Raw genomic sequence first — 13,638 nt, forward strand, 5'->3', positions numbered from 1 at the left:
GTTCAGTCCACTGAACACGGAGACGCAATGAGACAGAAGAGGACGCTGGGACGGCTGCTCGCCCTCGTGATCGCGCTGACGGCGCTGGTCGTGACGATCGGCGCGTGCGGCAGCAGCGACGACTCCAGTGGAACCGCCGACAACGTCAGAACGACTGACACTGGGCAGCTGGCTGAGATGACGAAGGCGACGCTCGTGCTCGACTTCGTCCCGAACGCCGTGCACGCGGGCATCTACCGCGCGATCGCAGCCGGCTACTACAGAGACCACAACATCGACCTGAAGGTCATCCAGCCGACCTCGACGGCGGACACGCTGCGGCTGATCAACGCCGACAAGGCCGACTTCGGCCTCGCCGACGGCCTCGACGTCGCCAACCAGATAGAGAGAGGCCTCGACATCGAGGCGTTCATGGCGATCGCGCAGCGCCCGCTCGGCGGCGTCATCACGCTCGCCGCCGACAGAATCGAGACGGGCAGAGACCTGGAGGGCAAGACCGTCGGGATCACCGGCGTCCCGTCCGACACCGCGATCCTCGACACGATCGTCGAGCACGGCGGCGGCGACCCCAGAAAGGTCAAGGTCGTGACGATCGGCTTCAACGGCGTGCAGAACCTCGAGAGCGGGAAGATCGCCGGCTTCACGGGCTTCTGGCCGGCCGACGGCGTCCAGGTCAACGTCGATGGCAAGCCGACGAAGGACTTCAAGCTCGACGAGAACGGCGGACCGGTCTACCCGGGCCTCGTCGCCTTCTCGACCAGAAAGCACATCGCCCAGGACCCCGCGCTGATAAGAGCGTTCGCGGCCGCGACGGTGCAGGGCTACGAGGACACGATCAGAGATCCGGCGCAATCGCTGAGAGATCTGCTGGCGCAGAACAAGTCGCTCAGAGAGGACATCACGAGCGCCCAGTTGGACGCGTACGAGCCGCTCTTCCAGGGCGACGCGACGAGCTTCGGCACGGTGAACCCCAGATCGATCGAGGACCTCTCGACATGGATGGTCGCGAACAGACTCGCGAGAGCGCCGTTCAGACCGGAGCAGTACGGCGGCAACACCTACCTGCCGGCGGGCGGCTCGTAGGAGCCTAGGATGGGCGCCGTGCCCGAGGCCGCCTCCGCCAAGCTCGTCGTCGAGGACGTCGGCAAGCGCTTCGCCGGCGACGCCGGCGGTGCGGTCGTGGCGCTGGCCGGCGCCGATCTGCACGTCGCGCCCGGCGAGTTCGTCTCGATCGTCGGGCCCAGCGGCTGCGGCAAGTCGACGCTGTTCAACATCGTCGCCGGCCTGACGCGCCCCACGCGGGGGCGCGTCCTGCTGGACGGCGAGCAGCTCGACTCGCTGCTGGGCCGCGTCGGCTACATGCCGCAGAAGGACCTGCTGATGCCGTGGCGCTCCGTGCTCGACAACGTCACGCTTGGGCTCGAGATGAGCGGCGTCGCGCGCAAGCAGGCGCGCGCGCAGGCGCAGGCGGAGCTGGGTCGCTTCGGCCTGAAGGGATTCGAGCAGCGCTGGCCGAGCAACCTCTCCGGCGGCATGCGCCAGCGCGCCGCGCTGCTGCGCACGTTCCTCGCCGGCCGCGAGCTGATGCTGCTCGACGAGCCGTTCGGCGCGCTCGACGCGCTGACGCGCCAGACGATGCAGGAGTGGCTGCTCGACGTCTGGCAGGCCGACAGAAAGACGATCCTCTTCATCACGCACGACGTCGAGGAGGCGGTCTATCTGTCCGACCGCGTCTACGTGATGACGGGCCGCCCCGGCAGCGTGCAGATGTGCGTCGAGATCGACCTGCCGCGCCCGCGCCGCTTCGAGCTGCACGGCTCGCCCGCGTTCGTCGCGCTGAAGCAGAGACTGCTGACGCCGCTCCACGAGGCGTCGCGCAGCCAACTCGACGCGGTGGTCGGCTGATGTCGACGCTGCCCAGGCCGGCGGCGGCCGCCGCCACCGGCGCCGCAGCGGGCGGCACGGGGGCGGCGGGGCCCGCGGGATCCGCGCCGCCGCCCGACGACGAGCGGCCCGGCGGCAGCGGCGGTCGCCGCTCGCGCACGGTCGCGGCGCACGTGCTCCCGCCGCTGCTGTTCGCGATCGCGGTGCTGGTCGTCTGGCAGGTCGGCGTCAGAGTCACGGACACCGAGGAGTCGACGCTGCCGGCGCCGACGCAGGTCTTCAGCGCGATGTGGGACATACGCGACCTGCTGCTCGACAACGCGTGGGTGACGATCAAGGAGATCCTGATCGGCTACGCGATCGCGATCGTGCTCGGCGTCGGGCTCGCGGTGCTGCTGGCCAGCACGCTGCTGGCGGAGCGTGCGATCTACCCGTGGCTGGTCGTCTCGCAGATGGTCCCGATCCCGGCGATCGCGCCGATCCTCGTGATCTGGACCGGCTTCGACATGCGCCCGAAGGTGATCGTGATCGCGCTCGTCTCGTTCTTCCCGATCGCCGTCAACATGCTCGACGGCCTCAAGTCAACCGACCGCGAGCTGCTCAACCTGCTCAAGACGCTCGGCGCCGGGCGCTGGAAGCGCTTCCGCACCGCGCAGCTGCCGAGCTCGCTGCCGTTCCTCTTCTCCGGCCTCAAGATCGCCGCGGCGCTGGCCGTGATCGGCGCGGTCTTCGGCGAGTGGGTCGGCGCCGACGCCGGCCTCGGCTACCTGATCCTGACGTTGAACAACCAGGTCGCGACGGCCGAGATGTTCGCGACCGTCGCCGTGCTGGCGGCCATCGGCATCGCGCTGTTCGGGCTCGTGCGGCTGGCCGAGCGGCTCGTGATGCCCTGGTACCACGAAAGCCGCAAGGAGAGCCTTTGACTGGAGACGCGCCGGCCGCCGCCGGCTCCGGCAGGACCGTCGTGCGCGGCGCGTGGGTCCTCGCGATGGACCCCGCCTGCGAGCTGGTGCGCGACGGCGCGGTCGCGTTCGGCGAGGACGGCGCAATCGCCGCGGTCGGGCCGTGGGAGCGGCTGCGCGCGCAGTTCCCCGGCGCCGCGGTCGTCGGCGACGGCAACGGGATCGTGCTGCCGGGCTTCGTCAACGCGCACACGCACCTGACGGAGGGCCTGATCGCCGGCATGGGCGAGACGGCGTCGCTGTGGGAGTGGTTCGACCGCGTCGTCTCGCCGGCGGCGCGGGTCACGACGCGCGAGGACGTGCGCGTCGGCGCGCTGTTGAAGGGCGCCGAGATGCTGCTGTCGGGCATCACGACCGTCAACGACATGTCGTGCCACCGCAACCTCGGCTCGCTCGCGTCGCTCGGCGCCGTCGACGGCCTCGCCGCGATGGGGCTGCGCGGGATCGTCTCGTTCGGCGCGGAGAACCTCTACGACGGCGCGCCGTCCGAGGACGCCTTCATGGCCGAGCACGAGGCGCTCGCCGACCGCATCGACGGCGAGTCGCTGATCGGCTTCCGGCTCGGGATCGGCACGGTGCTGGGGATCAGCGACGAGCTGATGACGCGCTCGGTCGCGGCGTGCGCCGAGCACGGCTGGGCGGTCCACACGCACCTCGCCGAGGTGCGCGAGGAGCTGACGGAGTCGCGCGCCAGACACGGCGGGCGCACGACGATCGAGCACAGCGCCCACGTCGGCCTGCTCGACCACGAGCTGATCGCCGGCCACTGCATCTGGTGCGGCGAGCACGACATCTCGCTGCTGGCGGCGCGCGACGTCGCGGTCGCGCACAGTCCGGTCGCGAACATGATCCTCGCCTCCGGCGTCTGCCCGGTGCCGCGGCTGCGGCGCGAGGGCGTGCGCGTCGGGATCGGGACCGACGGCGCGGCCTCCAACGACGGCCAGGACATGTTCGGCGCGATCAAGACGGCGGCGCTGCTGCAGAAGGTCCACACGCTGCGCGCCGACGCGATCAGCGCGATCGACGTGCTGCGGATGGCGACGCTGGAGGGCGCCCGCGCGCTGGGGCTGGAGCGCTCGATCGGCTCGCTGGAGCCCGGCAAGCGCGCCGACGTCGTCCTGCTCGACGGCGACACGCCCGAACTGGCGGCGATTCATGACCCGTGGCAGCAGGTCGTCTACTGCGCGACCTCGCGCTGCGTCAGCCACGTGTGGGTCGACGGCGCGGCGCGCGTCGCCGGCGGACGGCTCGTCGCGCAGGACCTGCGCGCGATCGCCGGGGAGGCGCGTGCGCTGGCGCGCGACCTGGCGGTGCGCGCCGGCCTCGGCGGCGAATCGGTGCTGTTGGGGGGCGAAGCGAGAGCCTTCCCGCCCTCCGCGCGCGCGGGCGCACGTGTGGAGACCGTAAGGGCCTGACGCAAGCGCTTCAGGTTTTCGCCTGCCCGTCCGATACTCCAGTCCATGAGTGGATCAGGACGTTTCGGACGTGGTTGGCGGTTGGCGAAGGAAAGCTGGGCGGTGCTGCGCAACGACCGCTCGCTGACGCTCTTCCCGGTCGTTTCGGCCTTTGCGATGCTCGCGGCGGTGCTGCTGCTGGTCGGGCCCGGCGTTGTGGTGCTGGCGGTCGACGCCCCGGCGCCGGTCGCCTACGTGCTGTGGGCGATCGCGCTCTACATCCTCACGTTCATCGGGATCTACTGCAACGTCGCGCTCTCGGCCGCCGCGTCGCACTCGCTCGACGGCAACGACACCTCGCTGTCGGACGGCTTCTCGGTCGCGCGCCAGCGCACCGGCGTGATCGCGAAGTGGGCGGCGGTGTCGCTGGTCGTGGGCCTGCTGCTGAACGCGCTCGAGGCGGCGCTCGCGCAGTCCCCGATCGGTCGGATAGTCGCCGGGATCATCTCCGGCCTGCTCGGGGCCGCGTGGTCGATCGTGACCTTCTTCGTCGTGCCGTCGCTGGCGCTCGAGGGCCTCGCTCCGAAGGCGGCGCTGGAGCGCTCCGGCCGCCTGATCAAGGAGCGCTGGGGCGAGGGCCTGATCGGCTCCGGCTCGATCATGGGCATCGTCTTCCTGGCGCTGATCCTGCCGTCGGTCGCGATCGGCGCGCTGGGCGTCTACACGGTCGACTCCTCGGCGGCGCTCGGCGGCCTGCTGATCGCGGTCGGCGTCGTCGGCGTCATCGCCGCGCTGCTGATCGGCTCGACGCTCAACGCGATCTTCCGCGTCGCGCTGTTCCGCTACGCGACCGATGGCGCTGTCGCGCCTGGCTTCGACCGCGACAGCCTCGAGAACGCGTTCCGGCCCAAGCGCCGCGGCCGCATCTAACCGTTTCGCGGGCGTCCTGCGGCACCCGCACCACTAGTTCGTAGATCGTGCCGCGTTGGTACGGTCGCTGGCGAAACGAGGCTGGTTCGAGCCCTCGTCTCTCTGAGCTGTCTTACGTTCGTCGAAACCGTGGGAGTCGTTCGTGGAAGTCGAGAAGCAACGGTCTGGTGGCGCGCCGGGATCGCGCTCATCGCGCGGTGGCGGCAGCACCGTCGTGATCCTCGCAGTCGCCCTGCTGACGATCGTCGCAGCGCTCGGCATCGGCTTCGTGATAGCCGGCAATGCCGACGAGAACGACCAGACGGTCACCACCCCCGCCGGCACCAGCGTGACGCTGACGGCGGCGGAGGCGAAGGGCCGCGCCCAGTTCGGCGAGACCTGCGCGAACTGCCACACGCTCGCGGCGGCTGACGCCGTCGGCAAGGTCGGCCCCGACCTCGACATCGTCAGACCAGACAGAGCGCTCGTGCTGACGATGATCAGAGCCGGCAGCGGCCAGATGCCGCCCGGGCTGCTGTCCGGCACGCAGGCGCAGGATGTCGCGGCGTTCGTCGCCGCCGCGACCGGCGCGAAGTAGCTCCTTCTTCCGGGCGCGCCCGCGCGGCGCGACCGGCTTGCATCTCCCGACCATCGATGCGAACATGTGTTCGTGTCGATGGTCGTCTGCGTTCTGATCCCCCGTTTCCAGCTGACGGTCGCCGTGGGCGACCGCGAGGAGCTGCTCAGCGCCCCCGCCGCGCTCGCGCCCGAGCCCGGGCGGGAGGCGCGCATCGGCGAGGTCTCGCTGGCGGCTGAGGCGTTCGGCGTGCGCGCCGGGATGCCGCTGGGGGAGGCGCTCGCGCGCTGTCCGGGGCTGGCGCTCGTGCCGCCCGACCCGGCCGGCGTCGCCGACGCCTGGGAGCGGCTGATCGTGCGGCTGGAGTCGATCGGCGCGGCCGTCGAGCCGGAGCGCCCGGGGCTCGCCTGCTTCGAGGCGCAGGGCCTGGTGCGGTTGCACGGCGGCACGCTCGAGAAGGTGCTGGCGGCGGCGCGCGCCGCGCTGCGCCATCCGGCGCGGCTCGGCGCCGGCCCGTCGCGCTTCTGCGCGCTGGCGGCGGCGACGCGCGCGCGGCCGCGGCGGCCGCAGATCGTGCTCGGCGACGAGAGAACGGCGCGCGACTACCTCGCGACGCTGCCGGTCGCGCTGTTGCGCGGCCGCGACGAGACGGCCGCGCTGCCGGCGCCGCTGGCGCGGCTGGGGATCGAGACGCTCGGCGAGTTGGCGGCGCTGCCGCAGGCCGCGGTCGCGGACCGCTTCGGCGCGCCCGGCCTGCTCGCGTGGGCGCTGGCGCGGGGCCGCGACGGCGCGCTGCGCGCGCGTGAGGTGCCGGAGCGGGTGGAGGAGGAGCTGGAGCTGCCGGAGGCGATGTCGGGCGTGCAGTTGGAGCACGCGCTCGGCCTGCTCGTCGACCGGCTGCTGGCGCGGCGCGAGCGGCGCGGGCGGTCGCTGCGCGCGGTCGTGCTGGCGGCGGTGCTGGTGGAGGGCGGCACGTGGCGCGAGCAGGTGCCGTTCCGCGAGGCGCTCGCGAACCCGGCGCGGATGCGGCTGGCGCTGACGCCGCGGCTGGCGCTGCTGCCTGCGCCGGCGGAGCGGCTGCGGCTGGCAGCGGTCCGCTTCGGCCCGGTCTCGAGCGAGCAGCGCTCGCTGCTGGACGAGGCGGCGGCGCAGCGGCGCGGCCGGCTGCGCGAGGGCGTGCGTCAGGCACGCGCCGCGGCCGGCCCGGACGCCGCGCTGCGCGTGCTCGCGATCGATCCCGACTCGCGCGTGCCCGAGCGGCGCGCGGTGCTGACCCCGTTCGAATGAGCACCCGCCGCCCTCCTCTCCCGCCGTCGGCGGGCTCCCGCTGGGTCCCCGGCCCGGCCGCGGCGCCTCGCAGGGCCGCTGTTCCGGCTGCGCCCGCCGCGCGCAGGGGCCCGTCTGCGGCCCGCGTGGGCGCGGCCGCTCCGGCTCGCTCCGGAGCAGTCCCCCCGGCCGGCCGCCGCCACCGCCTCGCGACGCCGAGAAGCGCGCAGGTGGCCGCCGACGCGCATGACGGCCGTCCGTTCGCCGTCGACGGGCGCGAGGTCGACGCCGTGCGCGAGTCGTGGCTGGTCGAGGACCGCTGGTGGAGCGATGCGCCGCTGCGCCGTCGCTACTGGGAGGTCGTGACGACCTGCGGGCGCAACCTCGTCGTCTTCCACGACCTGCGCGAGGGCGGCTGGTTTCGCCAGCGGTAGCGATATGTCAACGATTGCGCGGTTCGACGACGCGTACGACCGAGCCGTCGGCGGCATGCCAGACCATTCTCGACGGGGACGCGTCCTCGGCCGGGCGCGCGACCTCGAACGAGACGACGTTGTCCTGCACCGGGACGGTCAGCTCGATCGCGGACGGATAGACCTCGGCCGGCCGGTGCCGCCCGCGACTCGCCCGCTGGGCGAACGTCATGTCGATCGACGCGACGCCGTCGGGCAGCAGCCCGCTGACGCTCGAACGGTCGTCGGACCCGCTGCCGGAGCTGCCGAACAGCCCGTATCTGCGGACGAACGCGAGGTCGACGCCGCCGCCTCCGCCGCCGATCGTGTTGCCGCGGCTGCGGTCGCGGTCGAACAGGAAGATCGCCTCGCGTCTGGGAAAGCCGCCGGCCGGCTGCTCCTCTCGGTTCAACCGCGCCTCCGTGCCGAGCGTCAGTCTGCGCAGCTGCGGCGAGGCGTGCTCGAGCGATCTCACCAGTGCGGCGTGTCTGACCCGCAGGCAGGCGCGCGAGAGCGGCTGCGGGAGTCCGCGGCTCTGCGCGAGCACGAGGTAGAACTCGTGCCCGTCGGCCGCGCGCGCCATCCGGATCCAGTCGATGTAGATGCCCTCGGCCGGCAGGATCCGCAGTCCGATGCTCGTCTCGTCGACGCGGTCCTGCGGGATCTGCGGCCGGCGCAGCAGCGAGAAGGCCGATCTCAACGCCTCGCTCGGCGCCGCGTGCGTGAGGCTGGCCGGGGGCCCCGCCATGTGCTGCACGCAGCTCTGATCGCTGCCGCGCATCTGTCTCGTCGCCGCGTTGATGAGCGCGATCGAGCGCGTCTCACGCCGCTGAGCGGCGGCGTCCTCGCGCGAGATCGCAAGGGCTGCGGGGCTGCCTGCCAGCGCGACGGCGGCAACCACCGAAGCGCTCAAGATCATTCGACGCATTCGCCGATCTTATGGCACACATCCGCTCCTTTGATCCGCAGAACACATTTCTCTGGTGTGGCGAACCTGTCCCATGGCGTCGGCGAAGTATGCGAACATACGTTCGTGTCCTACGTCGAGCTGCACGCCCACTCCGCCTTCTCCTTCCTCGACGGCGCGTCGCTGCCGGACGAGTTGGTGGCGGCTGCGCTGGAGCTGGGGCACGGGACGCTCGCGCTGACCGATCACGACAACGTCTGCGGCGCGATGGAGTTCGCGCGCTCGGCGCAGACGCTCGGGCTGCGGCCGATCCACGGCGCCGAGCTGACGCTCGACGACGGCCGTCACCTGACGCTGCTGGTCGAGGACGAGCGCGGTTGGCGCAGCCTCTGCCGCCTGATCACGCTCGCACACGTGCACACGCGCGGCGCCGCGCCGAGCGCGGACAGCGGCATCGACTTTGCGGTCGAAGAGCAGACCGCAGCAGAGCTCTCGCGTGCTGAGGGGAGCGCGAAGAGAGGGCGCGCATCGGGGGGACCCGGGGTGGGGACGCCCACCCCGGGTGCGCGTCCGCAGGACGATGCGCCCGCGCCCGGCGACACGCCCGCGGCCGGCGACACGCCCGCGGCCGGCGATGCGCCCGCGGCCGGCGATGCGCCCGCGGCCGGTGATGCGCCCGCGGCCGGTGATGCGCCCGCGCCCGGCGATGCGCCCGCGCCCGGCGATGCGCCGGTGCCGATAGCGCTCGTGACCGCGCCGCTCGCGCCGGAGCCGACCGCGGGATCGGCCGCGGCCGGCTTCTCGCGCGGTGGGTCGCGGCCGGTCAGACGCGAGGATCCGCTCGTCGCCGCGGCGCTGCCCGGCGCCCGCGTGGGGACGCGTGCGCTGCGCGGGCGCATCCGGCAGGCGACCGACCCGTTCGTCACGCTCGCGCAGGTCGCCGCGCACGCGGAGGGGCTCGTCTGTCTCAGCGGCTGCGCGTCGCACGGCGTCCACGACCTCGACTCGCTGCGCCGGCTGCGCGCCGCCTTCGGTCGCGACAATCTCTACGTCGAGCTGCAGCGGCCGTATCTGCGCGACGACCGCGCGCGCAACCGCCGGCTCGTCCAGCTTGCGCGCGAGCTGGAGCTGCGCTGCGTCGCGACCGGCAACGTGCACGCCCACGCGCGTGCGCGCGGCCCGCTGCAGGACGCGCTCGTCGCGGTCAGGCTGCACACGACGCTCGACGCCTCCGAGCCCGGCCGGCGCGGCAACTTCAGCCATGTGCTCACGAGCCCGCAGGCGATGGCGGCGCGCTTCGCCGCCGACCATCCGGACGCGGTCGCGGAGACGGTGCGGCTGGCCGACCGGCTGCGCTTCGACCTCACCCAGGGGCTCGGCTACCGCTATCCCGGCGCCGAGGACGAGACCGCCAACCGCAGACTCGCCGAGATCTGCCGCGACCGCCTCGCCGACCGCTACGCCGACGCGAGCGGGGCGCACCGCGCCGAGGCGCACAGCCGGCTCGAGCGGGAGCTGCGGATCATCGACAAGCTCGGCCTCGCCGGCTTCTTCCTCCTGCACCGCGACATGCTGGAGCTGGCACGCGGGGTCGCGGTCGAGGTGCGCGGCCCGGACAGCGCCCGCGCGCTGCTGCCGCCCGGCCGCGGGCGCGGCTCGTCCGTCTCCTCGATCGTCTGCTACCTGACCGGCCTCTCGCATGTCGACCCGGTCGCCAACGACCTCTTCATCGGCCGCTTCCTGAACGAGGACCTGTCGGCGCTGCCGGACATCGACCTCGACTTCCCGCGCGACATCCGCGCGGCGCTGATCCCGCGCATCCACAAGGTCTTCGGACAGAAGAGCTCGGCGCTCGTCGCCGCCTTCCCGACCTACCGCGCGCGCGGCGCGATCCGCGAGCTGGGCAAGGCGCTGGGGCTGCCGCCGGGGGAGATCGAGCGCGTCGCGCGCGGTTCGGAGGGCTGGTCGGCGCACGACGTCTCCAGAGACGTCGCGAGCGCGCTGGGGGAGCGGCGGATCGCCAGCGGCGGTCGCTGGGCGTGGCTGGCGCGCCTGGCCGAGCAGGCGCACGGCCTGCCGCGCCACCTCTCCCAGCACTCCGGCGGGATGGTCGTCGCGACGCGCCCGCTGAGCGACTGCTGCCCGATCGTCCCGGCCGCGATGGAGGGTCGTCAGATGGTGCAGTGGGACAAGGACTCCTGCGCCGACGCCGGCTTCCTCAAGATCGACCTGCTCGGGCTCGGGATGCTGTCGGCCGTCGAGCGCGCGGTCGAGTCGATCGCGGCCACGCGCGACGAGCGGATCGACCTGTCGCGGATCGACTACGACGACAGACCGACCTACGAGGCGATCCAGAACGCGGAGACGACGGGCGTCTTCCAGATCGAGAGTCGCGCGCAGATGGCGTCGCTGCGGCGCACGCGGCCCGCGAACCTGAAGGAGCTGACGATCCAGGTCGCGATCGTGCGGCCCGGGCCGATCCAGGGCGGGGCGGTCAACCCCTACATCGAGCGGCGCCAGCGCCAGCGGATCGATCCGTCCTTCAGAATCCCGTACGACCATCCTTCGCTCGTCGGGCCGTTGGAGGAGACGCTCGGCACGATCATCTTCCAGGACCAGGTGATCGAGGTCTCGATGGCGTTCGCCGGCTTCAAGCCGGGAGAGGCGGAGGGGCTGCGGCGGGCGATGAGCCGCAAGCGCTCGGAGGCCGCGATCGAGGCCCACCACCGCAGATTCGTCGCGGGCGCGATCGCGACGCACGACGACGTGACGCCGGAGCTGGCCGAGCGCGTCTTCCAGATGGTGCGCGGCTTCTCCGGCTTCGGCTTCCCGAAGGCGCACGGCGCCGCCTTCGGCCTGCTCGCCTACCAGTCGACGTGGCTGCGCGTGCACTACCCGGCTGAGTTCCTCTGCGCGCTGCTGAACGAGCAGCCGATGGGCTTCTACCCACCCGACGCGCTCGTGCACGAGGCCCAGCGCCGCGGAATCGAGGTGCTCCCGCCGGAGATCAACGCCAGCGGGGTGGAGTGCGCCGTCGAGGTCGCGCCGGACGAGCCGCGCGCGCCAGACGAGCCGCGCGCGCCGGGGGAGCGGGGCGCGCCGGGCGGGCCGCACGGGCACGGGGCGCCTGTGCGCGTGCGGATCGGGCTCGGCTACGTGCGCGGGGTGCAGCCGCACGACGCCGAGGCGCTCGTGTACGCGCGTGACGCGGACGGTCCGTTCAGGGATGTCGCCGACCTCGCAGCGCGTGCCGGCGCCGGCCGCCCGGCGCTGGAGGCGCTCGCCTGGTCGGGCGCCGTCGACGAGCTCGTCGGCGGCGACCGCCGTGTCGCGCTGTGGCGGCTCGGCGTCGCGGTGCCGGGGCAGCGCGTGCCGGGCGGCACGCAGCTCGCGCTGCCGCTCGAGCTGCCCGGCGCGCCGGAGCTGCGGCAGCTGGGCGCGTGGGACGGGATGCTGGCCGACTACGACACGACCGGCCTGACCGCGAGCACCCATCCGATGAGACTGCTGCGCCCGCGGCTGCCGCGCGACGCCGTCGCCAGCAGCGAGCTGGCGCGGCTGCCGCACGGGGCGCAGGTGAAGCTCGGCGGGATGGTCGTCGCGCGCCAGCGGCCCGGCACCGCGCGCGGGATCGTCTTCCTGCTGATCGAGGACGAGCACGGCACGGTCAACCTCGTCGTGCGGCCGGAGCTGTACGAGACCAGACGGCTGACGGTCCGCACCGAGCCGCTCGTGATCGTCGAGGGCACGCTCGAGCGGCTGGCGGCGGCCGGCGGCGGGATCAGTGTGCTGCTGCACCGGATCGCGCCGCTCGACGTCGGCGACAGCAAGATGGGCAAGGTGATCGCGAAGGACTTCTCGCCGCTGGACGACGCCGAGCGCCACGCGATCGAGCAGCAGCAGGCGGCCGCGGCCGGCGGCAGCCGCGGCGGCCCGGGCGACTTCCGCGCCGTCGCGCCGGCCGTCATGAACTTCGGCCGCGGCCGCTCGCGATGACCGGCCATGCCGCTCGTCTCACGGCCTTCGCCCCGGCGATCGCGAACAGGGCAGGTCCGCTGGTCTCACAGACCGGCAAACCTGCCTCATCTGATCGTCGGGTGCTGGCGCGGACACGTTTTCGCGGTTCTCCCTTCCATTCCGTCGGCAATTCCGGGTAGGGTCGCTCCCGTGCTTGCTACGGTCGCGTTTCTCGCGTTCTGGGTCGTCGTCGGACTCGTCCTCTTCTTCCTCGCCGTGCGCGGGGGCCCGCGCGGGGCTCGCGCGACGCTCCAGTCGCAGAGACGCGGCGCGCGCAAATTCGCCGCGATCGCTTTCACCGTCTTCTACGTCGGCGTCGGGATCGCGGTTCCGGTCGCGCTCGGCGCGGGCAACAAGGACAGCAGCGTCGCCCGCGTCGACGGCACCGAGATCAACCTGACCAGACAGCAGGAAGAGGGCCGCGCGCTGTTCGGCGAGAGCTGCGCCAACTGCCACACGCTCGCGGCCGCCGACGCCGTCGGCAAGGTCGGCCCGAACCTCGACATGCTCAGACCGCCGGCCGAGCTCGTCTACGACGCGATCATCAGAGGCCGCCAGCGCGGTGGCGGCACGATGCCCGCCGGCCTGCTCGCAGGCGAGCAGGCCGAAGCCGTCGCGGCCTTTGTGGCAGCGACCGCCGGCCGCTAGCCGATCGGCACGTGGCCGAACCTTCTCAGTCGGGTAGATTCGCGCCCATGGACACCGCGCATGCACGCGAGCTGCTCGCCCGCGAACGCGCTCGCGTCGAGCGCGAGCTGGCCGACCTGAGAACGTCCGACAACGCCGACGAGGAGCTGTCGCACGTCGACCAGCATCCGGGCGACGAGGGGACGGAGCTGTTCGAGCGCGAGCGCGACGCCGGCTTCACCGACCAGCTGCATGACGAGCTGGCCGCGATCGAGCGCGCGGAGCAGCGCCTCGCCGACGGCAGCTACGGCAGATCGGTCGAGAGCGGCGCGCCGATTCCGGACGCGCGCCTGGAAGCCGTCCCGTGGGCGGAGCGCACCGTCGAGGAGCAGGCCGCGTACGAGCGTCGCTGATCGGAAACACCCCGCTCTTTCCGACCGACGCTTTCCATAAGATCGGCTCGATGCGGGCAGAAACCTGCAAGCCGTTGGTAGGATCGCCTTGTCATACCGCTGAATTCCCGGCTGCCGCACGGGAAGCGGGGGACCCACGACAACGGGGCGAATCGCGCATCCGCGCGTAGTGCCGCTCTTTCGGCACGAGCCCGTCAGCTAACCCCGCAAGCTCGAGAAAGAGGACCGAA

Annotated in this window: 12 protein-coding genes and 1 riboswitch; of the genes, 11 read left to right on the forward strand and 1 reads right to left on the reverse strand. The window is 72.7% G+C overall.

The window, feature by feature from the left end; all coding sequences use genetic code 11:
- Positions 1-27 precede the first annotated feature (27 nt).
- The 8 genes from Q7L65_RS22445 to Q7L65_RS22480 all read left to right on the forward strand — a co-directional run bounded on the left by Q7L65_RS22445 (position 28) and on the right by Q7L65_RS22480 (position 7,426).
- Positions 28-1,083: an ABC transporter substrate-binding protein gene (locus Q7L65_RS22445; RefSeq protein ID WP_304724705.1), complete on the forward strand. Its 1,056-nt coding sequence runs from the start codon at positions 28-30 to the stop codon at positions 1,081-1,083.
- A gap of 9 nt (positions 1,084-1,092) precedes the next feature.
- Positions 1,093-1,905, forward strand: coding sequence for an ABC transporter ATP-binding protein (locus Q7L65_RS22450; protein ID WP_304724708.1), 813 nt, complete (start codon positions 1,093-1,095; stop codon positions 1,903-1,905).
- Entirely contained in the window at positions 1,905-2,807 is a 903-nt protein-coding gene (locus Q7L65_RS22455; RefSeq protein ID WP_304724710.1) for an ABC transporter permease, read from the forward strand. Before Q7L65_RS22450 ends, Q7L65_RS22455 begins: the two co-directional genes overlap by 1 nt.
- A complete protein-coding gene (locus tag Q7L65_RS22460) occupies positions 2,804-4,261 on the forward strand; it encodes an amidohydrolase (protein ID WP_304724712.1) in 1,458 nt (485 codons plus the stop codon). The genes Q7L65_RS22455 and Q7L65_RS22460 overlap by 4 nt, the downstream gene beginning before the upstream one ends.
- 81 nt (positions 4,262-4,342) lie before the next feature.
- Positions 4,343-5,170 carry a DUF6159 family protein gene (locus Q7L65_RS22465; protein ID WP_304724714.1) on the forward strand — a complete coding sequence of 276 codons (828 nt, stop codon included), beginning with the start codon at positions 4,343-4,345 and terminating at the stop codon, positions 5,168-5,170.
- Between the two features lie 142 nt (positions 5,171-5,312).
- Positions 5,313-5,747, forward strand: coding sequence for a c-type cytochrome (locus tag Q7L65_RS22470; RefSeq protein ID WP_304724716.1), 435 nt, complete (start codon positions 5,313-5,315; stop codon positions 5,745-5,747).
- A 78-nt stretch (positions 5,748-5,825) separates the two neighbouring features.
- Entirely contained in the window at positions 5,826-7,013 is a 1,188-nt protein-coding gene (locus Q7L65_RS22475; RefSeq protein ID WP_304724719.1) for a hypothetical protein, read from the forward strand.
- A gap of 209 nt (positions 7,014-7,222) precedes the next feature.
- Positions 7,223-7,426 carry a hypothetical protein gene (locus tag Q7L65_RS22480; protein ID WP_304724722.1) on the forward strand — a complete coding sequence of 68 codons (204 nt, stop codon included), beginning with the start codon at positions 7,223-7,225 and terminating at the stop codon, positions 7,424-7,426.
- A gap of 7 nt (positions 7,427-7,433) precedes the next feature.
- On the opposite strand, the gene Q7L65_RS22485 is transcribed toward Q7L65_RS22480, so the two are convergent.
- Positions 7,434-8,345 carry a hypothetical protein gene (locus Q7L65_RS22485; protein ID WP_304724724.1) on the reverse strand — a complete coding sequence of 304 codons (912 nt, stop codon included), beginning with the start codon at positions 8,343-8,345 and terminating at the stop codon, positions 7,434-7,436.
- A 132-nt stretch (positions 8,346-8,477) separates the two neighbouring features.
- On the opposite strand from Q7L65_RS22485, the gene Q7L65_RS22490 reads away from it, so the two are divergent.
- The 3 genes from Q7L65_RS22490 (at position 8,478) to Q7L65_RS22500 (ending at position 13,408) form a co-directional block, all read left to right on the forward strand.
- Positions 8,478-12,347, forward strand: a complete 3,870-nt coding sequence (locus Q7L65_RS22490) for a DNA polymerase III subunit alpha (protein WP_304724726.1) — start codon at positions 8,478-8,480, stop codon at positions 12,345-12,347.
- Between the two features lie 171 nt (positions 12,348-12,518).
- Positions 12,519-13,016, forward strand: coding sequence for a cytochrome c (locus Q7L65_RS22495; RefSeq protein ID WP_304724728.1), 498 nt, complete (start codon positions 12,519-12,521; stop codon positions 13,014-13,016).
- Positions 13,017-13,063: 47 nt separating this feature from the next.
- A complete protein-coding gene (locus Q7L65_RS22500) occupies positions 13,064-13,408 on the forward strand; it encodes a TraR/DksA C4-type zinc finger protein (RefSeq protein WP_304724729.1) in 345 nt (114 codons plus the stop codon).
- A gap of 87 nt (positions 13,409-13,495) precedes the next feature.
- A riboswitch (cyclic di-AMP (ydaO/yuaA leader) is annotated at positions 13,496-13,636 on the forward strand.
- Positions 13,637-13,638 lie beyond the last annotated feature (2 nt).

The sequence above is a fragment of the Conexibacter sp. CPCC 206217 genome, from assembly GCF_030646165.1.
In the GTDB taxonomy this organism is placed as follows: domain Bacteria; phylum Actinomycetota; class Thermoleophilia; order Solirubrobacterales; family Solirubrobacteraceae; genus Conexibacter.